At 48.2% G+C, this 24,703-nt stretch carries 13 protein-coding genes; 7 read left to right on the top strand and 6 right to left on the bottom strand.

Annotated features, from left to right (window positions below):
* Positions 1-28: 28 nt before the first annotated feature.
* A complete protein-coding gene (locus KVT36_RS24130) occupies positions 29-1,372 on the bottom strand; it encodes an oligosaccharide flippase family protein (protein WP_217606019.1) in 1,344 nt (447 codons plus the stop codon).
* 666 nt (positions 1,373-2,038) lie between these two features.
* Between KVT36_RS24130 and KVT36_RS24125 the strand changes: the two genes are divergently transcribed.
* Complete coding sequence (locus KVT36_RS24125) at positions 2,039-6,868, top strand: PKD domain-containing protein (protein WP_217606018.1); 4,830 nt, start codon at positions 2,039-2,041, stop codon at positions 6,866-6,868.
* 159 nt (positions 6,869-7,027) lie between these two features.
* Here the strand turns inward: KVT36_RS24125 and KVT36_RS24120 are convergent, their stop codons facing one another.
* Both KVT36_RS24120 and KVT36_RS24115 read right to left on the bottom strand, forming a co-directional pair.
* Positions 7,028-8,218 (bottom strand): glycosyltransferase, encoded by a 1,191-nt coding sequence (locus KVT36_RS24120; protein WP_217606017.1) that lies wholly within the window; start codon positions 8,216-8,218, stop codon positions 7,028-7,030.
* A 99-nt stretch (positions 8,219-8,317) separates the two neighbouring features.
* Positions 8,318-9,661, bottom strand: a complete 1,344-nt coding sequence (locus KVT36_RS24115) for a T9SS type A sorting domain-containing protein (protein WP_217606016.1) — start codon at positions 9,659-9,661, stop codon at positions 8,318-8,320.
* 135 nt (positions 9,662-9,796) lie between these two features.
* On the opposite strand from KVT36_RS24115, the gene KVT36_RS24110 reads away from it, so the two are divergent.
* The 4 genes from KVT36_RS24110 (at position 9,797) to KVT36_RS24095 (ending at position 16,463) form a co-directional block, all read left to right on the top strand.
* Positions 9,797-11,314 (top strand): GNAT family N-acetyltransferase, encoded by a 1,518-nt coding sequence (locus KVT36_RS24110; RefSeq protein ID WP_217606015.1) that lies wholly within the window; start codon positions 9,797-9,799, stop codon positions 11,312-11,314.
* Positions 11,315-11,396: 82 nt separating this feature from the next.
* Entirely contained in the window at positions 11,397-11,693 is a 297-nt protein-coding gene (locus KVT36_RS24105; protein ID WP_217606014.1) for a thiamine-binding protein, read from the top strand.
* A gap of 211 nt (positions 11,694-11,904) precedes the next feature.
* The gene (locus tag KVT36_RS24100) at positions 11,905-15,045 is read left to right on the top strand and encodes a SusC/RagA family TonB-linked outer membrane protein (RefSeq protein WP_217606013.1); all 3,141 of its coding nucleotides are present in this window, start codon (positions 11,905-11,907) and stop codon (positions 15,043-15,045) included.
* Between the two features lie 11 nt (positions 15,046-15,056).
* Positions 15,057-16,463 (top strand): SusD/RagB family nutrient-binding outer membrane lipoprotein, encoded by a 1,407-nt coding sequence (locus KVT36_RS24095; protein ID WP_217606012.1) that lies wholly within the window; start codon positions 15,057-15,059, stop codon positions 16,461-16,463.
* Positions 16,464-16,522: 59 nt separating this feature from the next.
* On the opposite strand, the gene KVT36_RS24090 is transcribed toward KVT36_RS24095, so the two are convergent.
* Entirely contained in the window at positions 16,523-17,779 is a 1,257-nt protein-coding gene (locus KVT36_RS24090; protein WP_217606011.1) for a YeiH family protein, read from the bottom strand.
* 88 nt (positions 17,780-17,867) lie between these two features.
* Complete coding sequence (locus KVT36_RS24085; protein ID WP_217606010.1) at positions 17,868-19,100, bottom strand: nucleoside recognition domain-containing protein; 1,233 nt, start codon at positions 19,098-19,100, stop codon at positions 17,868-17,870.
* Positions 19,101-19,451: 351 nt separating this feature from the next.
* On the opposite strand from KVT36_RS24085, the gene ychF reads away from it, so the two are divergent.
* The gene (ychF, locus tag KVT36_RS24080; RefSeq protein WP_217606009.1) at positions 19,452-20,555 is read left to right on the top strand and encodes a redox-regulated ATPase YchF; all 1,104 of its coding nucleotides are present in this window, start codon (positions 19,452-19,454) and stop codon (positions 20,553-20,555) included.
* Positions 20,556-20,646: 91 nt separating this feature from the next.
* Here ychF and KVT36_RS24075 read toward each other — a convergent pair whose 3' ends face one another.
* The gene (locus KVT36_RS24075; RefSeq protein WP_217606008.1) at positions 20,647-23,538 is read right to left on the bottom strand and encodes a TonB-dependent receptor; all 2,892 of its coding nucleotides are present in this window, start codon (positions 23,536-23,538) and stop codon (positions 20,647-20,649) included.
* Between the two features lie 208 nt (positions 23,539-23,746).
* On the opposite strand from KVT36_RS24075, the gene KVT36_RS24070 reads away from it, so the two are divergent.
* Complete coding sequence (locus KVT36_RS24070) at positions 23,747-24,103, top strand: hypothetical protein (RefSeq protein WP_217606007.1); 357 nt, start codon at positions 23,747-23,749, stop codon at positions 24,101-24,103.
* Positions 24,104-24,703 lie beyond the last annotated feature (600 nt).

Here is a 24,703-nt window from a genome sequence, read left to right as displayed (position 1 = left end):
ATCCGGCTTTTTTTTATATGTAATTGAGCTATGCCTTATCCGCCACCATGGCCTTTCCCCTTATTTTTGCCAATAACCTTTTACATTCCTGCCAGCCTAAGGTCCATACATCGCGCAAATGTACATCCAGATGTTTCTTCAAAAAGTAATATCCGAACACTACGGCAAATATTACGTTCAGCAGGGAAGCGAACGCTACCGAGCGGATATCTGTATAGATCCACACAAAAAGAATATCACAGGCCACATTCAGGATCAGCTTCAGGAAATTTTTATAAAAATTCACGTTGGGCAAATTGATCATGTCCAGCGTAACGCCAATGAAACGGTCAATGGGCCACAGGATGGCGGAGAACAGTATAATGCGCACAATATCCGTAGCATCCAGGTAAGTGCTTTTAGCTAATATGATAATTAAGGGCTGCGTAAAGATCAGCAATCCTATAATAAATGGAGTAATAAGCAAGCTCACTGTGCCGGTATATTTTGCAAAAGCCCGTGCTACGCCCGTATAGTCATTCCGGTTAGCGGCGCTGGAAAGGGTAGGCTGTGCCGTAGCTACAAAGCTGCGCAGTATAATTTCAATTACCTCCATAAACTTTTGCGGTATGCTGTAAATAGCCACAGCAGCGGGGTTCAGCAGGGTGCGGATCACCAGTGTGTCGGAATAATTAAGCAGGGAAGAGGAGGCCATACTGCCCACAATATGTTTACCAAAGCTGAAAAGTTCCCGCGCCTGCTCTTTTGTACGGAAAAACACAGAGCGGATCATGGTCCATTTACGCAGCAGGCAGTAAATGCTGGCCAGCGCCATGGATGCGCAATACGCATATAATACATTGGGCAGGCTTACCAGCTTTGTAAGGTATAACACGCCCAGCAGCACCAGGAAGGAGCCGTTCTGCATTAACCGGACCCAGATAATTTTTTCAAAACGGTGTTCTGCCTGCAATACCCAGGTAGCAAAGTTCATGGGCAGGGAAAAAAGTGTAAGCATGCCCAGCCAGCAAATAAATAGATGCCAGGTAGGGTTAAACCATCTGTAAGCTACAAAGTAAGCAAGGAACGAAAGTGTTATATAACTTAAGGTAAGCAGGATGGAAATGTACCAGCCCGCGCCAATTACCCGCCGCCCGGTAGTCTCATCCACCCCCGCATAAAATTTTATCAGGCCGGTTTGGAGTAAGGCGGTACGTACCTGGTCCAGCAGATTATAGGTGCCAATGAAGGTAACCCATTCCCCGAAAGCATTCAGGGATAGGAGGCGCACGAGTAACGAGAAAGACAGTACGTTAAAAAAAGCCATCACAACATTACCCATTAAAGAGTGAAAATGCCGGTTGCGGATGGCAGCCAGAAATCCAAAAGCCATGTGTCGTCGTTAATAATAATAAAGCGGTTTTTTTAACAGGATACAGTTAGAAAAAGAGTAGTATATGGGGTAACAATACTATATGTTTTTACGCGTGCAAGATACATTTTTTTGTTAATAAAAAAATATGTTACAACAATCGCTGGTTGTAAATATTGAAAAACAATGTAATACGAGGGAGGAAAAAAGATAATTTATTATAAATCCTGATATATATACAAAAAAACTATTATTTGATAAATAAAAAATACTTTCTTTGCAAGGGTGATATTGAAGAAACATTAGAAGAGTACATAATATTTACGCCCGACATAAGAAGACCAACATCACCCGTCAGTGTTATTCATTCAGCCATTCAATGCTTGTCCAGGGGGGATTAAGGCTTGAAAGCTTGGAAAGATCTCATTGATAAACCAACACCATATGTTTAATATGAAAAACCTCTATGTAATGAAACAACATTACACTAACTCAACTGTGCCTGGCCGCACAGGTCTATTAGTGCTCTTGTCCTGTCTATCCTTATGCCTGTCGTCTTTCGGTCAGGGAATGAAGAACGTTCCAAAAACCTTGCCGGATACGTTTACGAATTTAACAGGCTATTATCAGGCTCTTCCTGTCGATTACGACGCTAATCCTACAAAATCTTATCCTTTACTAATCTCTGTGCACGGCGTAGGCGAACTTGCCGGCGCCAATGCTAAGTCCTTACAGTCTAAAGTACTGAAGAACGGACCGCAGGCATTGATTGAGCGGGGCACTTTTCCGAACTCATTCACCTCTAACGGGAAACAGTATTCTTTCATTGTAATTTCACCACAATTTAAAACATGGCCGGGCGCCGGCGACATTCACCGCCTGGTAGCTTACCTGGAAAAGAACCTGCGTATAGACGCCTCCCGTTTATACGTTACCGGTTTAAGTATGGGCGGTGGTGTTGTCTGGGGTGCTATCTCTGAAGTGCCCTCAAAAGCAAAACAGTATGCAGCAGCAGTAGTGGTATGCGGCGCCTATGATCCGGTACCTTATCCGCAACTGCAAAAAACAATTGCCAGTAATAATACACCCGTGTGGGCCACACATAACAATAATGACCCTACGGTACCCTACAAATATTCTGTAGGCTGGGTAGATGGGATCGATGGTTCCAAACCGGCACCTAATCCCATGGCCAAACTGACGACTTTTAACGCGAAAATCCACGATGCGTGGTCAAAAACCTACGATCCGAATTTTAAGGAGAACAATATGAACGTGTATGAGTGGATGCTGCAATATACCCGTGGCGTCTCCTCCACACCCCCAACCACTACACCTTCCAAACCATCCAACGGCACAGGTACTGTTAATAAACGTATCACCGTACCCCGCTCCAGCGGCAACCAGGTTTATTACCCGGATGCTATGAAGAGCCTGAACATAACGGCAGGGGATACCCTGTGCCTGGCTGCAGGTGATTATGATTTTATCCAGTTCGGCGGATTGCTGGGTACAGCTGCTAAACCCATCATTATCCAGAACTGTGGCGGCCTGGTACGCACCGGCGTAAACAGCACCACCACCGTAGCCGCTTTTGTATTTACCAACTCAAAATATTTTAAAGTAGAAGGTACCGGCGACAAGAACCTGGAATATGGTTTTGATGTAAACGGTACTAATAAAAATGGCCAGAAGCTGTTTGGTTTCTTCTTAGGAGACGGCAGCAGCGACTATGACCTGCATAATGCATACGTGCACGATGCCGGTATGTTTGTGCAGGCCAAAACCCTGCAGCAATGCGGGCATCCCGAGTGGCTGGAAGGCGCGTTCGTAATGCGTAATGTAAAGATCCACCACCTGCTGTGCCGCAACTCCGCATGGGAAGGTTTTTACATTGGTAACACCCATTACCTGTGGGATGATGGTACCTGCAAAAACATGAAATCGCACCACATTGAAAACCTGGAAGTATATGATAACGACCTGGAAAATGTAGGAAGCGATGGTATCCAGATCTCCATGGCCGACCTGGGCTCCAACCTGGTGCACCATAACCGCCTGGTGAACTATGCCATGGCCAGGAACAGCGCACACGGCTACGGCATCCTTTGCGGTGGCGGCAGTACGCTGCGCATCTACAACAACCGGGTAGACAAAGGTTATAACTGCGGTATCCAGATCTTTGGCAGCGGCATTAACTATGTGTACAATAACGTGGTTACCAACATCTATTATGAAGGTATAAACGTAACGGATAAACTGTTATTCCAGCCAGCCACCGGTTATATCTATAATAACACTGTATCCGGTACCGGAGTAGATGCTATTAAGATCTATGCCGACCTTACCACCGTTGGTCACAAGGTGTATAATAACCTGCTGATAGCGCCGGGTGGTTCCTGGGATTATCCGCAGTCCGGCATGTATATCAGAGGTTCCGCGCCCATTAAATTCGATTATTCCAATAACCAGTCGTATAAAACAACTGACCTGCCATTACTGGGAAATATCCTGGGTGGTATATTCGAGCTTACCTCCAGATCAGCGGCAGTAAACGCCGGACGGGATATGTCTGACCTGGGTCTGAAAACAGACTTTGATGATGTAACACGCCCGCAGGGTGGTAAGTACGACGTTGGTGCGTATGAGTATGCAGGCCTCCTGAACACTGCGCCTGCGGCCGATGCCGGTGGCGACGTGGTTATTAAACTGCCAGCCACCACCGTTACGCTGAATGGTACCGGTTCTAAAGACAAGGATGGCATCATCTCCAAATATGCCTGGAAAAAGCTGAGCGGCCCCGTACAGGGCACTATTACCACCCCTACTGTTTCTAAAACTACGGTTACCAACCTTATACAAGGTACCTATGTATTTCAGCTGACTGTTACAGATAACAGCGGCGCAATCAGCACAGATGAAGTAATGGTAACCGTACAGCCCTCCACCGGTAATAAGCTGCCGGATGCAGAAGCAGGCAGCGATGTTACTTTAACATTGCCAACCAACGCAACACAATTATACGGCAGCAACTCACTGGATCCGGATGGTGTGATCGTAAGCTACCTGTGGAAAAAGATCAGTGGTCCGGGCGCCTTTACCATTGCAGAAAATGATGCCAGCAATACCGATGTTACCGGCCTGGTAGCAGGCAGCTACACCTTTGAGCTGAGCATAACAGATAATGCAGGCGGTGTTAGCAAGGACCAGGTAGTGGTCAATGTAGTGAACCCGGGTGGTAACCAGGCGCCGGTAGCCAGTGCAGGCGCTGATGTAAGGATCACCTTACCAACCAGCACCGCAACGCTGAATGGTACTGCCTCTAAAGATGCCGATGGCAGCATCAGCAAATATGCCTGGACAAAAGTAAGCGGCCCAACAGGTGGCGCCATTAGCTCCGCCACAGCCAGCAAAACAACCGTAACAGGGCTTACCATTGCCGGTACTTATGTGTTCCGTTTAACCGTAACCGATAATAAGAATGCTACCGCTTCAGATGAAGTGACCGTAACTGTAAACGCAGCCGCTAATAAAACACCTACTGCAAATGCCGGTGCCAATATTAACATTACCCTGCCAACTAACAGCACTACGCTGGATGGTACAAAATCTGCGGATTCCGATGGCAAGATCAGCAAATATGCCTGGACAAAAGTAAGCGGCCCCGGAAGTGGCGCCATTACTACTGCCAGCGCCAGCAAAACCACGGTTACCGGTTTAACACAGGGCACTTATGTGTTCAGATTAACAGTAACAGACGATGATAATGCTACGGCTTCAGATGAAGTGACCGTAACTGTAAACGCAGCCGCTAATAAAACACCTACTGCAAATGCCGGTGCCAATATTAACATTACCCTGCCAACTAACAGCGCTACGCTGGACGGTACAAAATCTGCGGATTCCGATGGCAAGATCAGCAAATATGCCTGGACAAAAGTAAGCGGCCCCGGAAGTGGCGCCATTACTACTGCCAGCGCCAGCAAAACTACGGTTACCGGTTTAACACAGGGCACTTATGTGTTCAGATTAACGGTAACGGATAATAAGAATGCCACTGCAACCGACGAGGTAACTGTAGTTGTAAACGCTGCAGCAAATAAAACACCGGTAGCCAATGCCGGCCAGGACATGACCATTACTTTACCGCTGCGTACTGCACATGTGGATGGCAGCGCGTCCAAAGATCCGGATGGCAGCATTGTATCTTATACATGGACTAAAATAAGCGGCGGCCAGGGTACTATTATAGAACCCCACAGCAGGGCTACCAACATTACCGGCCTGGCGCCAGGTACTTATGTATATGGGCTGACGGTAAAAGATAATAAAGGCGCTACCGCTACAGACCGTGTAACCATTACGGTGATAGATGAAGTTATGGTCGGAGAACCGGTAGCCAATGCAGGCGCCGATATCCGGATCACCCTGCCGCTGCGCACTGCGCATGCAGATGGCAGCGCATCCAAAGGCAGCATCGTATCTTACACCTGGTCTAAGGTAAGCGGCGGCCAGGGTACTATTATAGAACCCCACAGCAGGGCCACCAATATTACCGGCCTGGATGTAGGTACCTATGTATATGAGCTGCGCGTAACGAGTGGCAAAGGTGCGGTATCTACAGACCGTGTAACCGTAACCGTACTGCCTGACCCGAACAATAAGGCGCCGATCGCCAATGCCGGCGGTGATCTCACCATCACCTTACCGCTCACTACTGCAACTGTGAATGGTAGCAAGAGTAAGGACAGCGATGGCAGCATCCGCAAATACCAGTGGACTAAAATAAGCGGTGCAAACGCTACCATTATTGAGCCTGCCAATGTATCCACCAACATTACCGGCCTTGTAGCTGCAGGTACCTATGTATTTGAGCTGAAAGTAACCGATAATGGAGGCGTATTTGCCACCGACCGTGTAACCGTAACCGTAAAAGCGGCTGCCACAGCCAAGAACATGGCACCGCTGGCCATTGCCACCGGCGATGAATCTGTACAGGCGCCGAACGATTTCATGTACATAAACGCCGAACAGTCTAATGATCCTGACGGTACCATTACTACCTATTCCTGGAGGCAGGTAAGCGGCCCAAGCCCGGCTTACATCTGGCATCCGGATTGGGTGGAAACACGCATCAGCGGCCTGGAAATAGGTACCTATGTGTTTGAGCTGACCGTAACAGATGATCAGGGAGCAACAAGCAAAACCACTTACACCATAGAGGTGCTTACAGATAAAACCAGCATTACCCTGGATTCTGTAGCCATGTACCCCAACCCGGCTGTTACCAACATGCGCATTACGGTTAGGTACATAGGCAGCGGTGATAAGCTGTACTTCACTATCTATGACATGAACGGGCGGCCCAAAGCTAATTTCACCCAGCCGGTAACCGGTAAAACCATCCAGAAGGATATAGATGTAAGCACCCTCACCGGTGGTTATTATATCATGGAGGTTAAAGACAGCAAAGGAGAATTCCGCTGGACCGGTAAATTCCTGAAGGCAGGAGATTGAGGAATTAGTAATTAAGAATGAATAATTAATAATAAAAAAGGAAGCAGATCACCTCTGCTTCCTTTTTCAATTATGCCGGATTACTCTTTTACTTTTTACTTTTTGCTTTTAGCTTTCCTCTGCGTTCTACACTATTAATTATTAATTCTTAATTATTAATTACAACGCTATCGCGTTGTAGATCGCCTCCACCGAGTTCTCCCAGGTATGGGATTGTGCAAAGGTTATTTGCGCAGCACGGCGGACAGGTTCATCTTCAGCCATGGCCTTTTCTATCAGCGGTATATAATCCTCTTTAGCCGCAGCCAGGTACACATGATCCTTAAACAGCTGCATGGTTTTGGTGTCCGTAGCTACGGAAGGTTTGCCCATGGCCAGGTATTCATCTATTTTAAGGGGATAGTTGCCAATGGTAATTTCATTTACCAGCTGTGGGTTAATGCATACATCAAAATGCTGCAGGTACATCGGCAGGTCCGGTAGCGGTTTACGTCCCAGGAAATGAACATTGGGCTGCTGGTGCAGCGCCGATTGCTGGAACACCTCATCCTCCGGCCCCACCAGTACAATTTGCCACTGGGGGCGGTTACGGCTAATGTATAACAGGATCTCAGGGTCCAGCCGCATAGCGGTAAGCGCACCTACATAGCCAATGATGGGTGCATCTGTCAGGGGCAGGTCTGCCGGCCGCTCGTATACTTTTTGCGGGTCAAATAAGCTCAGGTCACAGCCCTGGCCTACATAATAACTGTTGCGGTTATACTGCAGCAGCATATCAGTAAGGTACAGGGAGTTGGCTACCGCAACATCTGCCTTGGCAATATGCCGGGGTTCCAGCTTGGCGCCATGCCGTTTCCAGTAATCCATGGCTACCAGGTAATCCCGGCTGTAATAAATATAACGGTCGGGCTTTAACAGCTCTTTCAGGTAAAACCCGCGGAAAATATCGTTGTCGTTAAATAAAAGGATGTTCTTAAATCCCAGCTCATTTACAGCCGCCTGGATGCTTTTGGCAAAGCGTCCGTTGTTAATACGGTTAAAAATGGAAAATAGGGGCGTAAAAGGTATGAAATTAGCCGATTCCAGCACCCGGTTGGGGTACAGGTTCCAGAAGTTTTCGCCAATAGGTACAATGCCGCTGGTTTCCCCTTTTACCACTTTCAGGTGAAAGGCCACTTCCGGATCATGTTTTTGCTGCATAATGGTGCGGCGGTCCAGCGGGGAGTTTACATACAGCACCCGGTTATGCCGGGCAAACTGCAACGCAATATTTTTACAATTGCTGCCAATAGGCGTGTACCATTGTTGAAGACCCACAATAACAATGTCCCGATTCTGAATAAGGGGCATAAGAACGCTATAGTTTGAAATAAGGTACAAAGGTAACGGCTTTCCTCCAAAACAAAAGCCCCGGTACCATACCGGGGCTCTGCCAGTTAAAACCTGTTATTATCGCTGCAGCAGCACCTTGCCGCTGTATACTGCATGGTCTTTGGCAATAACCTGTATAAAATAAATGCCCGCTGTTTTTAACCGGGATATATTCAGGCCATTACGCTGCAGCACTTCCCGCTGTACTTCCCTTCCATTCACATCTCTAATAACCGCTACACTGCCGGAAAGGTCTTTGCCGGTAAACCGCAGTTCGCCCCTGGTAGGGTTGGGGTAGAGCTGTAATGCAGGCAATGCTGCCGGCTGCTGCTTAACCGCCGTTGCGGCGCTGCGTGCGGCTGGTGGCGTTGTTTGGGTGCTTACTATTACCACTACCTGTTTGCGAAGGCTAATGCAGCCCTGCTGCTCTGTACCGGCATAAAAGTACAGGGTACCGGGTGTAAGCACGGTAAAGCGGTAGCTGTTGCCGGTGTAAACCGCAGTGGTACCCGTGTCGGAACGGTACCAGTGTATCACTGCGCTGTCTGCCGCAGTAGCCGTAAGCGTTACATTGGCAAAACGGTAGGCATACACTGTGTCTGGCACGCCCAGTACCGGCGCCGGCGGCCGGGGAGTGGTGGTCACTTGTACGGCTACCCGTTGCGGAAATTCACATAACGCCTGGGAGGTAACGTAATAGGTAGCAGTGCTGTCGGCCTGCAGTGTAAAATAATCGCCGGTATATAACAGGTTCCCGCCGGAGGGCGCATCGTACCAGTTAATAGCAGTTACCTGCGGATCATCCGAAAATGCATGCAGGGTTATGGTGCTGCCCTCGCAGGTGCTCAGCAGGCTGTCTGTTACAACAGGCGGCAGCAGGCCGGGTTGGCGGTATGCATAAAAGATGCGCAGGTTGGTTAATGAGCCGGATCCCTGCCGCGTAAGCGTAACGCGTACACGGTCAAAAGTTTGTTGTGCCTTCAGCAGGATCTCTGCCTGCCCATAACCCTGCAGCTGCCGCAGCATGTTGTCGTCCACTGTTTGTGCATCATTGTTGGCCGTATTGCCGTTATATGTTTGCACGGTAACGCTGGTATACGGATTGTCTGCCGGGCTGCCGCTGGCGCCAATGCCTATCACCAGTGAATCACAGCCGTTGCTGGCTGATGGAAAAATGAGCATCTGGTACACCGTTACTGTGCCCAGCGCTGTGCCCATATTCAGCTGTGCATAATCATTCAGGTTACTGTTGTTCACCGCATTATTGGGGTTGCTGACACTACATGAAAAACACAAGCCGGTAATGCCGTTGGTCTGGCTATTGGCATACACCTGTTGTGCATAGGTGCGTGGGAATAGCAGGCATAACAACGCCGCCATGATCCACGTCATTCGTTGGGAGGGGTAAAGTTGCATAATCATAGATTGGATTTAAGGTATTATGAGGGTTTAATGTGTCAACCAGGGATTGTATTTAGGGGTTATTGGAGTCTTTTGGGTATATTTATTGAGAGCTAAAAGTAACAATTTTTTTGTGATACATCCAAATTTACGGCCATGACAGAAACAATAGACATACGGTTGTTAACGGCAGAGGATTATTTTGACCTGAAAGAATCCATGGTGTCCGCCTACCCGGACATGGCAGGCAGCTATTGGCGGGAACCTACCATCAGCCGCCTTATCAGCCTGTTCCCTGAAGGGCAGATAGCCATTACCGTAAACAATAAGGTGGTAGGCTGCGCATTATCTATTATTGTGAACTATGGTAAGTTTGGCGATGAGCATACCTATGAACAGATCACCGGTTATTACACCTTTAACACACATGATCCAAAAGGGGATATCCTGTATGGCATAGAAATATTTGTGCACCCCGACTACCGGGGCAAACGCCTGGCGCGCCGCCTGTACGATGCACGTAAAACATTATGCGAAAGACTGAACCTGCGCGGCATTGTGGCCGGAGGTCGCATTCCCAACTATGAAAAGTATGCAGATGAAATGTCGCCGCGTGAATACATTGAAAAAGTGCAGGACAAAGAGCTGTACGATCCTACACTTACTTTCCAGTTCTCCAACGATTTTCTGGTAAAGAAAATACTGCGTAACTACCTGCCGCATGATGAATCCTCCAAAGGATTTGCCACCCTGCTGCAATGGTATAATATTTATTATGAGAAGGATGCCGATACGGTTCGCTACAACAAATCCACCGTGCGTATTGGCCTGGTGCAATGGCAAATGCGCGATTACCGTAACCTGGACGGCTTCCTGGAGCAGGTGGAATATTTTATTGATGCAGTAAGCGATTACGGATCCGACTTTGTAGTATTTCCGGAACTGTTCAATGCCCCGCTCATGGCGGAGTTTAACCAGCTGGATCCTGCCGGCGCCATACGTGGCGTAGCCCGTTATACGGAGCAGATCCGCGATGAATTTGTACGCCATGCAGTGTCCTATAACGTAAACATTATTGGCGGCAGCATGCCCATTGTAATAGATGAGCAGCTGTATAATATTTGTTACCTGTGCCGCCGCGATGGTACCTACGATCACTATATTAAAATACATCCCACACCCAGCGAAGTATTTGCCTGGGGCGTAAAAGGCGGGCAGGAGCTAAAGGTATTTGATACTGATTGCGGTAAAATAGGTATACAGATCTGTTATGATGTAGAGTTCCCCGAACCCAGCCGTATATTATCAGAACAGGGGATGCAGATCTTATTTGTGCCCTTCCTCACAGATACGCAGCATGCGTATAACCGTGTACGTTTCTGCGCCCAGGCCCGCGCGGTGGAAATGGAATGTTATGTAGCCATTGCCGGCTGCGTAGGCAACCTGCCCAAAGTAAATAATATGGACCTGCAATATGCGCAAAGCGCAGTGTTCACCCCCTCTGACTTTGCATTCCCGGTAACCGGTATAAAAGCCGATGCCACGCCCAATACGGAAATGATAGTGGTGGCGGATGTAGACCTGGTGCTGCTGAAAGAGCTGAATGCTTTTGGCAGCGTGCATACGAAAAAAGATATGCGCAGGGATCTGTATGAGGTGAAGTGGAAGAAGTAGGTTATATAAAACTATGAATTTAGACGATCATTGATTATTTTGCAAGAAGCATACAAAGGAAACTGTTGCATAAAACTTACACATGCATTCTCACAAGATCAATTTAGCGCTGCAGATCATTCCGCAGGTAGCCAGCGAAAAAGTATACGCTGTAGTAGATGAAGCCATTGCAGTGATACAGGCCTCCGGCGTGCCTTACCGCGTATGCCCCTTTGAAACCGTGATGGAAGGCCCGTATGACCAGCTGATGGATATTGCGCGCAGAGCACAGGAAGTATGTTTTAAAGCAGGCGCCTCGCAGCTGCTGGTGTATATTAAAATGCAGATCCGTAAGGATGAAGATGTGACCATGGAAGAGAAAGTAGGCAAATACGATTAAGGGGGTAGCACTGCATTCATCTTAATTATCAACCAAAGTTATTCTACCTGACGACAGGGAAGATCACGTATATCAAATAACTAAAGACATAGCGTACTCAGGTTTACAGACCTAACCGTGATCCGTAGACCGTCGGCTGTTGTCCGTGGACTGTAGACTGTTTTTCGTATATTTAATTACACTTACATCAACCAATTCTAAACCGCGCAACATGAAAAAAATCTTCGCGTGCATCATGCTGTGCTGTTGCTTGCTGCCTGTTTTGCTAAAGGCGCAAAACCCCGTAATACGCGGTAGCGTAACAGCATCAGACGGAGGTCAGCCCCTTCCGGGAGTAACCATCCAGGTAAAAGGTGGCACCACCGGCGCCACCACCGGGGCAGACGGAAGCTTCAGCCTCACTGTTTCCAGCACGAATGCCACACTGGTATTCAGCTTTGTAGGTTATTTAAAACAGGAAGTGCCATTAAACGGCCGGTCCAGCGTGCAGGTAGTGCTGCAGGCCGATACCCGTAACCTGGAACAGGTTGTGGTAACGGCCCTTGGTATTAAAAAAGAGAAACGTGCACTGGGTTATGCCGTGCAGGATGTAGGCGGGGCAGAACTCGTCACCTCCAAACAAACCAATGTGGTAAATGCCTTACAAGGTAAGGTAGCCGGTGTGCAGATCTCCAGCACAGGCGGCGCGCCGGGCCAGGGTTCCAGGATCATTATCCGGGGCATAAACTCGCTGGATCCTACAAAATCCAACCAGCCCTTATTTATTATAGATGGTATTCCCATGGACAATGATACCTACACCAGCGCCGGTGTGGATGATACCCGCGGCATGAGCAACCGTGCAGCAGACATCAACCCGGATGACGTAGAAAGCATTTCCATTTTACGCGGCGGCGCTGCCACTGCCTTATATGGTTTGCGTGCAGCTAACGGCGCGGTGGTTATCACCACCAAATCCGGCAGGGCAGGGCGTTTAACAGTAAGCCTTACCTCCACCTACGGCATTGAGAATGTGAACAAAACGCCGGATGTACAAACCCGGTTTTCACAAGGTTACCAGGGCGTGTATGACCCGGCCAGCTTCTGGCCTTCCTGGGGGCCTACGGTAGAGCAGGCCAAACAGCTGGACCCTACGCATCCCGCAGAACTATTTGATAATTATAAACGGGCTTACCACACGGGCAAGCAGGTACGAAATACCGTAAACATGAGCGGTGGTACGGAAAAAGCGGTGTTTGCCGCCTCTTTTTCCCAGCTGAACCAGGATGGGGTAGTACCTTTCAGCGATTACAAGAATTACTCCGCCAAATTAAACGGTGAGCTACGCTTTAGCGAAAAATTCAAAGTAGGCGCCTCCCTGAACTATATTAATTCCGGAGGTAACCGCATCAATGCAGACCGCTACGGCGAGCAGCTGATCTACTGGTCGCCGCGCTGGGATGTGGCCAATTACATTAAACCCAACGGTACGCAGCAAACCTATGCTGCAGGTACCGATAACCCGATGTACACCCTGTACCACAACCGTTTTGTGGACAATGTGAACCGGGTGATCGGCAACGTGAACGCCACCTATTCACCCTTTAAATGGCTGGACCTCATTTACCGCGTAGGTACTGATTTTTATACAGATGGCAGAACTTTTACTGCTGCAGGCCCTAAAGGCCTCACGGATGAAGTGCCCAACGGCGATGCCGGCCCCGGTTTTGTACATGAATACCAGACTAATAAACGCACGCTTAACAGCACCTTTATTGCCAACCTGAAAAATAACATCACGCCCCGTTTAACATCTGACCTAAAGCTGGGGCATGACCTGTATGAGTATAAGCTGAAACAGATATCCACGGAAGGCGATACACTGGATATCCCGGACCTGCTGGTAATGCAGAATGCCAAGCGTGTAGTAGGCCGCCAGTATAAGGAAGATTACCGCATTATTGGCGTGTTTGCAGACTGGACGCTGAGCTGGGACAATTACCTGTACCTGACGCTCACCGGCCGGGAGGATTTCACCTCCACGCTGCCATCCGGCCGCAATCATTTCTTCTATCCCTCTGTAAGCGCAGGTTATGTATTTACAGATCATTTTAAAATGCAGGACAATATCCTGAGCTATGGTAAGATCCGTGCTTCCTGGGCAAGGATAGGGAAGGACCCTGCAGTATATAAATTAACTGCCGGTTATGAACCTCTTGCAGACGGCCCGATCAATAACAGCATTATTGGCTGGACACGTGCAGATACTAAAACAGATCCGGATCTGAAACCTGAGTTTACCAACACCTTTGAAGCAGGTACGGAGTTAAAGTTCCTGAAAAACCGTATAGGCATTGACTTTACCTGGTACACTTCTAAAAGCACCAACCTCCTGATGGGAGTACCTATTCCATCCAGTTCAGGATATGAAACGTTTTATACAAACGCAGGCTCCATTCAGAACAGGGGCGTAGAAATATCTCTGAACGGCACACCGGTAAAAAGCAGAGATTTTAACTGGGATGTACGGGTGAACTTTTCAGCCAATCGTAATAAAGTATTATCCCTGCGGCAGGATGTAAATGAAATAGTGGTAGGATCTCAGTTCGGTTACGCCAGCTCCACTGCCACTATGAAGTACATTGTAGGTTACCCGGTAGGCGCCATCTTTGGCAGAAGTTACGCCCGGTATTATGGTGATGCCACGGAAGATCCCTTACTGATCGATAAAAGCAGGCCTATCCTGATCCAGAGCAGCGGTTCATCGGCGGGATTCCCGGTTATTAATACCTCACAGAAATACCTGGGTAATTCACAACCCAAATGGATCGGCAGCATTTCCAACTCCTTTACTTATAAAGCATTCAGCTTTTCCTTTTTGTTTGATGTAAGGCAGGGCGTGCAGAAGTACAACCAGTTCGCCAACTTCCTGGCAGCTTTCGGCGCTTCCAAAATGACAGAGAACCGTGACCAGATGAAAACCTTTGATGGTGTATTTTCAGATGGAAAGCCCAATAACATACCTGTGTACCTGGGACAAAAGTTAGGCCCCGATGGTAAGGACTATGGGGATGGTTACTACCGCCGTATATACAGGGGCGTAACAGAGGCGTTTATAGAAGATGCTTCGTGGGTACGTTTACGTAATGTAAGCCTCTCTTACCAGCTGCCTTCCAGGCTGCTGTCTAAAACACATTTCATTAACGGCGCCAATATTACCCTCACTGGTAATAACCTGTGGCTGCACACTAAATTCACTGGTTTTGATCCGGAATCCAGCTCCTTTAATGCAGGCAGTAATGCCGATGCATTTGCAGGATTCACTTATCCGGCAGTACGGAGTTTCTTAGCCAGTATCAATGTTACCTTTTAAAGCCCTGCATTATGAAAAGATTGATCATAGCTGTTACTTGCTGCAGCCTGTTTATGATAGCAGGGTGTAAGAAATACCTGGATGTAAACAAAAATCCAAACCTGTCAGAAACTGCCCCCCTCAATGGTTTGCTGGCCAGCACTACCTATAATACCGCTTATACTGTATATCGTACAGGCGATTTTACTTCTTATTTTGTGCAATACCTGGCTTCACCCAACACGGCCAGCAGCACAGATACATATGATGAAGTAGATTACAGCGGCACCTGGGAAGCCATTTATAACACCATGGCAGATCTGTATGATCTTATTAAGCAGGCCGATTCTGTAGGCGCTTATGAGCATGCCGGCGCCGCGAGGATCATGATGGCTTTGAACCTGAGCATAACCAATTCTCTTTGGGGTGCTGTACCTTATAAAGAAGGATTGAACGGCAGTATTTTACAACCGCATTATGATGCAGATAAGGATGTTTACCAATCATGCCTTACATTGATAAACGATGGTATTGCATCACTCGAAAAAGCTGATCCCAAAATATCGCTGGACGCAGTACGCGACCTGCTGCATCATGGCAATGTAGCTGCCTGGAAAAAGACAGGTTATGCACTGAAAGCACGCTTGTTAAATCGTGTAAGTAAAACCGCCGATTATGACCCGGCACAGGTACTTGCTGCATTAGCTAACGCTTATACCAGTAACAATGATGATGCGCAGCTTATGGAGTTCCAGTCGCGCAGTCCCTGGAATCAGGCGGCCTATAATAATACACAGGCCTTGCTTGATGGCTGGCTAAGTACGCATTTCGTAGCAGCCCTGAATGACAGCACGTTTGGTGTTTTTGATCCCCGGCTTCCATGGATTACAGACACTACGCGTTATGGAGACTATAGAGGGACCATCAATGGCAAGGGCAGGGTAGGTACCGGTACCACTAAAGATGAAAGCTATCTGTCTGCTGATAGTGGTTTTTATTCTAAACCCGGGGCCCCCCTGCTGCTCATCACCAATGCTGAGTGTAAGTTTATTGCAGCTGAAGCATCTTTCCGTGCCGGCAATAAACCAGCAGCATACACAGCCTATCTGGCGGGTATTAAGGCTAATATGGATAAGATTGGTGTGGATACCACTGCCAGCAGGATTTATATGCAACAGCCGGTAGTAGCCGTAGGCGCCGCCAACATTACCCTGGACCTGATCATGAAGGAAAAATACGTAGCCATGTTCCTGAACCCGGAAGCATGGGTGGATGCAAGAAGGTTTGATTATAAGTACAAAGACTTTCACCTGCCGGAGAATGCTGTGCTAAGCACCTTCATCCGCCGGGTAGCTTACCCTACTATTGAAACCAGCCGCAATGCAGCGAATGTACCGCCTGTAGGCGCGTTGTCTGATAAGTTGTGGTGGGACGAATGATAATTACGAATTAAGCTGTACAATACAAAAGGTCCTACGTCTTAAAGATGTAGGACCTTTTACCCGGCCAGCCGTCCAAACACCAGATACGCCACCACCAGCGTAAAGAAGATATTAAACAGCTGCGCAATAATAAACGCCATAGCAGGACGGCCGTTCTCCATTTTAAAAATATCGGTGAACTTGGTTTCCAGCCCTATACAGGTAAAGGCCAGCGCAAACCAGTATGTTTGCAGTTCTTTCAGCGATCCTTTGGCAGCAGTCACTACTTCCCGCGGCAGCACAAAGGAAAATAACAGGGATGCCAGCACGAAGCCCAGCACAAATTTGGGAAAACGTTCCCAGATGGTTTTCAGCCCCGGTTTTTTATCGGCGCTCACCTCTTTTTTACTAACCGTCCAGTATACGGAAATAAAGAAGGCGGCAAGGCCTAACAATACGTTCTGCGAGAATTTCACCAGGGTGGCGTATTTCAGCGCTTCTTCGCCCAGCAGTGTACCTGCTGCTACCACGGCGCCGGAGGTATCAATAGTGCCGCCCAGCCAGGCCCCGGCCACTGCCGGCGACATACCCGCCCAGATAGCAATATAGGGCATGATCAGCATCATGGGAATGGCTACGATCAGCACCAGCGATATTACATGCGATAATTTACGGTTATCGCCCTCGATAGCGCCGGAAGTAGCAATAGCAGCCGATACCCCGCAAATGGATACCGCGCTGGAGATCATCATCCTGAACTCATCATCCAGTCCCAGCTTTTTACAGATCCAGAAAGAGAAATACCATACCGTAAACACTACCACCACAGATTGCAGGATGCCCAACCCGCCGGCATTGATAATATCCTGGAACAGCACATTGGCGCCCAGCAGTATCAAACCAATTTTGATGAACAGCTCCGTTTGTATAGCTGGTTTCAGCCAGGCAGGCACACCCAGCACATTGTTAATGAAAAGGCCCAGCAACAGGCTGAATAACACCACTTCAATACCGAAGTCCTTAACGATCTTGTTACTGGTTATCAGCTGTGCCACCAAGGTAATAAGCACAATACCCAGCAGGCTTAGTGCCAGCTTTACGGGTTGAAGGTCTTTGGCCAGCAGGCGCGCCAGCAGCAGGCTGCCTAAAGCCCACAGGAAAAGGATCCCGGTTTGGCGTAACAGGTCCGGGTTGCTAAGCTGCGCCCATAAGCCGCCGCCCGTATTCCAGGCTCCAAATTTTGGTAACGCCGGTTTAAGGCCGCTACATACCAGTGCAATAGTCAGAAAAGCAATAATAACGGCTATCCAGTCTTCGTGGAGAGACTTCTTCATAGTCATGAAAAGGTTTTGATATGAGATAGCGCATGGTGGGTGCGGACGCGCAAAATACAAATTGAATTACGAATTACCCAATTCGTAATTAATGAAAGAACAGGTATCCCAATATAATGGCAGCTACCACACCTACGAAATCCGCTATCAGGCCGCAGGTGAGGGCATAACGGGTATTCTTGATATTTACAGAGCCAAAGTACACGGCCAGTATATAAAAGGTAGTTTCGGTAGAGCCCTGCATAATACAGGCCAGGCGGCCGGCAAAGGAATCAGCGCCATAATGCTGCATGGTATCTACCATTAACCCGCGGGCAGCGCCGCCGCTCAGGGTTTTCATGAGGCCTACCGGTAATGCCGGTACGAAGTCCGTATTAAAGCCCATCCAGGCAAACAAGCTGCCAATACCATTCACAATGTAATCCATACAGCCGGTGCTGCGGAACGCGCTGATAGCTACCAGGATGGCCACCAGGTAAGGAATAATGGATACTACGGTAGAAAATCCGTCCTTGGCGCCGTCAATAAACACTTCGTATACATTGATCTTTTTTACGAATCCCAGTACCAGGAAGGAAGTGAGGATGGAAAAGATCACCAGCCCGCCCAGCATACCCGTATAAGTGGCTACTTCGGCGGGCGGCATATTGTGCATCCAGGCGTACAGGCCCCACATCAGCAGGCCAAAACCACCTAAGAATACCAGCATGGGCAGGTTAAACAAATTAATACGTTGATACAGCGCCACGGCAATAATACCGCTGATGAAGGAAATAAAGGTGCCGATCACCGTAGGAATAAAAATATCTGCCGGGTTGGCCGCCCCATTGGCTAAGCGCATGGCCATTACAGAGGTAGGGATGATGGTCATGCCGGCCGTATTCAGCACCAGGAACATGATCTGGGCATTGGTAGCAGTATCCGGGGCAGGATTCACCTCCTGCAGCTCTTTCATGGCTTTCAGGCCTACCGGGGTAGCAGCATTATCCAGCCCCAGCATGTTGGCAGAAAAGTTCATCACAATAGAGCCCATGGCCGGGTGCTGACGCGGCACCTGCGGAAACAGGCGGGAGAACAGCGGATCAACCGCCCGCGCAAAAATGCCGATCATACCGGCCTTTTCACCTATGCGCATTATGCCCATCCAGAAGGTCATGATACCGGCCAGGCCCAGGGATATTTCCGCGCCGGTTTTGGCGCTGTCAAACATACCGGTCATCAAGGTAGAGAATACCGTGGTATCATGCAGGAAGATCAGGCGGATCAGCGCCACTATGAACGCGATCACAAAAAAAGCGATCCAGATGTAGTTTAATGCCATAGTTGTTGTTTAATCCACGGTCCATGGCCTATAGTCCATGGCTGTTCTGCGTACGATTTATATTGCGCTTATATTCTATAGGCAATGATCTGTAGATCAAAGTCCATCTGCCAAATCTAAACGCTAAAATTGTAAATTAAAAATGATATGTAGAAAAAGTCCATAGCCGCTGGTTCATGGTCCATAGCCTCCCATTTCCCGCAAATATACCTCCGCGCAACAGGCAATGGACCACCGGCCATGGACCATGGAATCTCCAAACCCGCCACCCGCACGGTTCTACGGACTATAAACCATGGGCCACCGACTATTCAACTATTTCCCCTATCTTTGCGGGCAAATTTTTAAAAAATGGCGTTGCAAGCAGGAATAGTAGGATTGCCGAACGTAGGAAAATCAACTTTATTTAACGCAGTTAGTAACAGCGCCAAAGCACAGGCCAGCAACTACCGGTTCTGCACCATTGAGCCGAACGTAGGCCTGGTAGATGTGCCGGATGCACGCCTGTTCAAGCTGGAAGAGCTGGTAAAACCTAACCGCGTAGTGCCCACTACCATCGAATTTGTGGACATTGCCGGCCTGGTAAAAGGCGCCAGCAAGGGAGAGGGGCTGGGTAACAAGTTCCTGGCCAATATCCGCGAGGTAGACGCCATTGTACACGTGATCCGTTGCTTTGAAGACGATAATATATTAAGGGAAGAAGGCCCTATTAACCCGGTAAGCGATAAAGAGATCATTGATACCGAATTGCAGCTGAAGGATCTTGAAACCGTGGAAAAGAAGGTTGCCCGGACGGAAAAGATGGCCAAAACCGGCGGCGATCCTAAAGCCAAAAAGGAATACGAAACCCTGAAACAGTGCCAGGAATGCCTGGAACAGGGCAAGAACATCCGCTCCCTGGGATTAAGCAAGGAAGACCGCAGCGCTATTGCCGACCTTTTCCTGTTAACAGAAAAGCCGGTATTATACGTAGCCAACGTAGATGAAGCCTCCCTGCATACCGGCAACAAATTCTCCAAAGCCCTGGAAGAATCCGTAAAGGGCGAAAACGCACAGGTAATTATTATGAACAACTCTATTGAAGCACAGATCTCCGAAATGGAAGATCCGGCCGATAAAGAGCTGTTCCTGTCAGAATACAACCTCACAGAGCCCGGCCTGAACCGCCTGATCCGCTCTGCCTACCAGCTCCTGAACCTGATCACGTATTTTACCGCAGGGGTACAGGAAGTACGCGCCTGGACCATCCACGAAGGCTGGAAAGCGCCGCAGGCCGCCAGCGTGATCCACACGGATTTTGAAAAAGGCTTTATTAAAGCAGAGGTGATCGCCTACGATGATTATGTGAAATTTGGTTCAGAAACTGCTGCCCGCGATAATGGCCGCCTGCGTATTGAGGGTAAGGAATACCTGGTGAAGGATGGCGACGTGATGCACTTCAGATTTAACGTATAGTTCAAAGATATCCCAACTCTGGTTGGGGGTTACAACAAAATAGAAGGTCCTGGCTAAGCCAGGACCTTCGCCAATTTAAGGAGTGAGTAAGCTATAAGTTATACCCCAGGGAAGCATAGAATTGTGCTCCCACGGTAGGATTACCCCATGATTGTATATATGTTTTCTTCAGGATGTTAGCGCCGCCGATCTTCACAGTGGTCTTCGCTTTCGGGAAGAACTTGCTTATCTGTGCATCCAGTGTGCCGTAGGAAGGGATCTCGCTGAGGGCAAGCGTATTCACTGCAGGAGATACGAACGTAGAGTTCCAGATGAACTTATCCTGCCAGCGCCAGGTAACATTAAAGCCGAAATTAGAGCCGGCAATGTTACGGTTGCCCACATACAGGTTATAACGCACTTTAGGCGTGTTCCACATTACGCCTGCGCTGGTCAGTCCTTCATCATCCCGCAGGTCGTTATAGGAAATATTACCTCCTGTTACAAAGTTCAGCGGAAGAGAATAATCTATGCCCAATGCCCATCCCCAGGATTTAATATCCCTGTCAAGATTTACCGGGATGGAGTAGATCTGACTGCCGCCGGCGCCGTCAGGTTTTACCAGTGCCTGCACGCCATTATAATTCTTGAAGTTATTGCTGTATACATAAGCGTCTACCAGCACCTTATTGGCAAACAGGCCTTTATAACCTACTTCAAATGCTACAATGCGTTCCGGTTCAAAATCGCGGAACTCGTATTGCTTCGGAGCGCCTGCCTGTACGGATTCCAGCGTATATATTGGTCCGTTCTTCAATCCGAAGCGGTCAATCATAAAGGGAATGCCGCCAATCAAACGGTACTGCGGTGTCTGCAGGTCAATGTATTGATCCTGGCAGGTGGGAATACGGAAACCGGTTTGGTAGGAAGCGCGGATGTTATGCGTTTTAAAGAAGGTGTATACTGCGGAAAGGCGGGGGCTGAACTGCCCTTTAAAGTTCTCGTTCTTATCGTAACGGATGGAGCCTGTGAGGTGTATGTGATCTTCTACCAGGCTTTTAGCCACCTGCACATAACCACCGTATTCATTGATGCGGAATTCTTTGCCGTTATCATCCAGAGCAAAAAGAGAGCCGCCGGAGTTAAGGGCATATACACGGTAGTTGCCGCCCACCAGTACTTCGGCAAAGGGGATCAGGTCGCTGAAGTTATACATGAACTCTGCCTGGTACAGGTTTGTTTTATCATTGAACTTAGCGCCTACGCCGTTAGCATCTCCGGGGATGGCTTTTCCCTTAACAGTATCGGCCGCATTGTTAAAGGCGGCAGTGCCGGGCACCAGCCTGCCCTGATCAGCAGCAGCTCTTGCATTGTTGTGGAAAGTGGTGGATCCTCCTTTTGCAGCAGTGGTGGCGGTGGCAAATGCCTGTGCCGGGCTCTGGCCTTGTCCAAGCGCAGTTTGGAAAGCGGTGCTGAAGGTGGTTAATGAGGCTCCTGCATAAGCGCCAAAATACTGGGCAAACCAACCATTAGCGCCAGCGCTGGGTTTCCAGGCTTCATTAATACCCTGGGCCAGGGTGCCGATGGCATAGCTGTCGCCCGCCCTTTCCTGGGTGGTGTACAGGCGCACATAGAAGTTGCTGCCTTTAAGCTCTGCCTTATATTGACCCATGCGGAAGTTTTTAATAGAGTAGCGGTCTGCCCCGGTATACACCGTAGTACCGGTACCATAGCTGCCCTGTATGAATGCTTCCAGGTTATCTTTGATACGGTAGTGAATGGCGCCGTTGATCTTCATGTTCTTGGTATTATAATCTGCCATGGAGCGTTCGTCGTAACCGGTGCGGGATACGAAGGTATTGGCGCTGTCCGGCATAATAGCGTTAAAGATCTGGCCAGGGGTAATAAGACCGCCGGTAGCAGCAGAAAGCTGCGCAATACCCATACCCAGCGGGTTGTTGGGCGTAAGCGCTGCGGGCCGCAGGTTGGCATACATATTTACATTGGTCTCATCGCCATAGGTATTCACCCCGTTATAGGCCGGGTTATTAGCGCGCGTGCCATCCTGCAGGTTATGACCATTCAGGACGCTTTGATCGCGGGTGTCGTAAGCCTGCCAGTCGTCTGCTTTAATATAGCCAAAGTTCACTTTAAAGGCCCATTTGTTATTGAAGGCATGCGCGTAACGTACCGTTACATCATAGTAGCCGGTAGTGGCTTTGCTGCGGCCATCGTCTGATAATATACCGGATTTAACATTAGCGCTCAGCCCCTGGTGCTCAAAAGGATTTTTACTGTTCATCAGCACAATGCCATTCAGCGCATTAGGCCCGTACAGGGCAGATGCTGCACCGGGCAGCAGCTCTACATTATCCATATCCAGCTCTGTGATACCTACTATATTACCTACAGAAAAGTTCAGGCCGGGCGCCTGGTTATCCATACCATCGATCAGCTGCAGCACACGGGTATTACCATTACTGTTAAAACCGCGGGTGTTCACTGATTTAAAGGTGAGGCTCTGCGTGCTCATTTCTACGCCTTTCATATTAGCCAGGGCATCATAGAATGTTGGTGCAGGGGATGCTTTAATAGCGCGCGAATCCAGCTTTTCAATAGATACCGGAGATTGCAGGATGCTTTGCGCTACGCGGCTGGCAGCTACTACTACTTCCTGTCCCAGCACTTCCGTAGATGACAGCTGTACGCTCAATGTTTCGCCGGCATTGCTCACCAGTACTTCTTCACTTTTAAATCCTACGTAGGAAAATACCAGCGTTAACGGTAAGCTGCGGGAGGTGTTGAGCTTAAAATTACCGCTGCCGTCTGAAATAGTGCCGCTCAGGGAGCCCTTCACGCTAACGGTCACACCGGCCATTTTTTCGCCGGTGGTTTTGTCGGTGACCGCGCCACTGATGGAAATTTGTTGTGCTTGTGTTACAGACCATAGGGAAATACATAAAAATACGGCACACAAACAGGTTTTAAGGAAGGTGTTCTTCATACCAGGTAGAATTTACGTTTTGGTTGAGCTGGGGATGTAGGTTATATTTATTTTTACTAAAAATAACGAATGATTGTGAATTAACAATTAATTATTATGTAATAATAGTGGGGTGGATTTTGGGTGGTGGAGGTTGAGAAAAGGGGGATTTTGATTGACGCGGTTCCGTGTATGGTTTATATTAAGTTATCATGAATATTTGGGGCTTATGTTGGTAAATGCTGCTGGTTTGAGTGGGGGAGATGTGTTTTATGCGCATACGGAAGTGAAGTGCACATTTGCGTATACGATTACAAAACGCTGGGAGCTGAAATTAAACGGCGGCGGTGCTTTTTATTTAAAATTCAGTAAGTGGGATACGCGCCGTAAACAAGCAGCTCCTGTTGAGTTCATTGGTAACTGGATAAATAAAAATGATACGATTACTTTAACGGTAGCAGCGCCCTTTCGGGGTAACTGTTTTGTTGGCAATGCACGTTATCTTCAGGTAAAGGATACGTTGAAATTTGTGGGGATTGGGAATACTTGTTTACCAGGAAGGTTGGTGAGGAATGAGTATAAATAGATGAATATATTGTAACACAAAAGTTGGGTGAGGGGGACAGAGGAAGGATGTATTTTGCGGCTGCGGAGTACCTTAACTTAGCCCGGCCTTTTTTGTAAGAGGTTTAAACATAGCAGCCCGGCAGGTAGATAGCAAAATGACCGCAGACACCAGATCTAAAACACAATAAAGTATAATTTGAAGGCCATGAAAATGTCTTCTCTGGAAGAGCTGCAACATTATGTCAGCAATACAAAACTAACCGTACCCAAATTTGAGATCAATGCCGGACAGGTTATCCTAATACCAAGCTTTACAAATTTTAATATTATTATGACTAGCATTTTGTTGCCTTTTATTATAATATTGATTCAAAAGACTGAAAATGTAACAGCAGTGATGTCAATTGCATTGCTTGTTCTATTTCTGTATTTCCTCTGGGTTGATTTTAATGCAATAAATAGGGTGGAGATCTAAAGATATACCTGATGTTTTGCTGATTGATTTTTCGTCTGAAGAGCATGCGGCTAAAGTGGCTGATTATCGTATCCCCACGAGCAAGTACATGTTTTTTTCTTGAAGAGGGAGGCTCTACTTTTTATGCAGGTGTCCAGTTGTGTG

The organism is Chitinophaga sp. GbtcB8, from assembly GCF_019091455.1.
Classification (GTDB): domain Bacteria; phylum Bacteroidota; class Bacteroidia; order Chitinophagales; family Chitinophagaceae; genus Chitinophaga.
The sequence above is the reverse complement of the archived record's forward strand: the minus strand, read 5'-3'. Positions and strand labels throughout refer to the sequence as shown.

What these genes read in the sequence shown, in the direction of transcription:
- KVT36_RS24120 (WP_217606017.1), bottom strand. Translation starts at nt 8,218, where the DNA reads ATGCCCCTTATTCAGAATCGGGACATTGTTATTGTGGGTCTTCAACAA.
- KVT36_RS24115 (WP_217606016.1), bottom strand. Translation starts at nt 9,661, where the DNA reads ATGATTATGCAACTTTACCCCTCCCAACGAATGACGTGGATCATGGCG.
- KVT36_RS24110 (WP_217606015.1), top strand. Translation starts at nt 9,797, where the DNA reads ATGACAGAAACAATAGACATACGGTTGTTAACGGCAGAGGATTATTTT.
- KVT36_RS24105 (WP_217606014.1), top strand. Translation starts at nt 11,397, where the DNA reads ATGCATTCTCACAAGATCAATTTAGCGCTGCAGATCATTCCGCAGGTA.
- KVT36_RS24075 (WP_217606008.1), bottom strand. Translation starts at nt 23,538, where the DNA reads ATGAAGAACACCTTCCTTAAAACCTGTTTGTGTGCCGTATTTTTATGT.
- KVT36_RS24090 (WP_217606011.1), bottom strand. Translation starts at nt 17,779, where the DNA reads ATGAAGAAGTCTCTCCACGAAGACTGGATAGCCGTTATTATTGCTTTT.
- KVT36_RS24130 (WP_217606019.1), bottom strand. Translation starts at nt 1,372, where the DNA reads ATGGCTTTTGGATTTCTGGCTGCCATCCGCAACCGGCATTTTCACTCT.
- KVT36_RS24070 (WP_217606007.1), top strand. Translation starts at nt 23,747, where the DNA reads ATGTTGGTAAATGCTGCTGGTTTGAGTGGGGGAGATGTGTTTTATGCG.
- ychF (WP_217606009.1), top strand. Translation starts at nt 19,452, where the DNA reads ATGGCGTTGCAAGCAGGAATAGTAGGATTGCCGAACGTAGGAAAATCA.
- KVT36_RS24095 (WP_217606012.1), top strand. Translation starts at nt 15,057, where the DNA reads ATGAAAAGATTGATCATAGCTGTTACTTGCTGCAGCCTGTTTATGATA.
- KVT36_RS24100 (WP_217606013.1), top strand. Translation starts at nt 11,905, where the DNA reads ATGAAAAAAATCTTCGCGTGCATCATGCTGTGCTGTTGCTTGCTGCCT.
- KVT36_RS24085 (WP_217606010.1), bottom strand. Translation starts at nt 19,100, where the DNA reads ATGGCATTAAACTACATCTGGATCGCTTTTTTTGTGATCGCGTTCATA.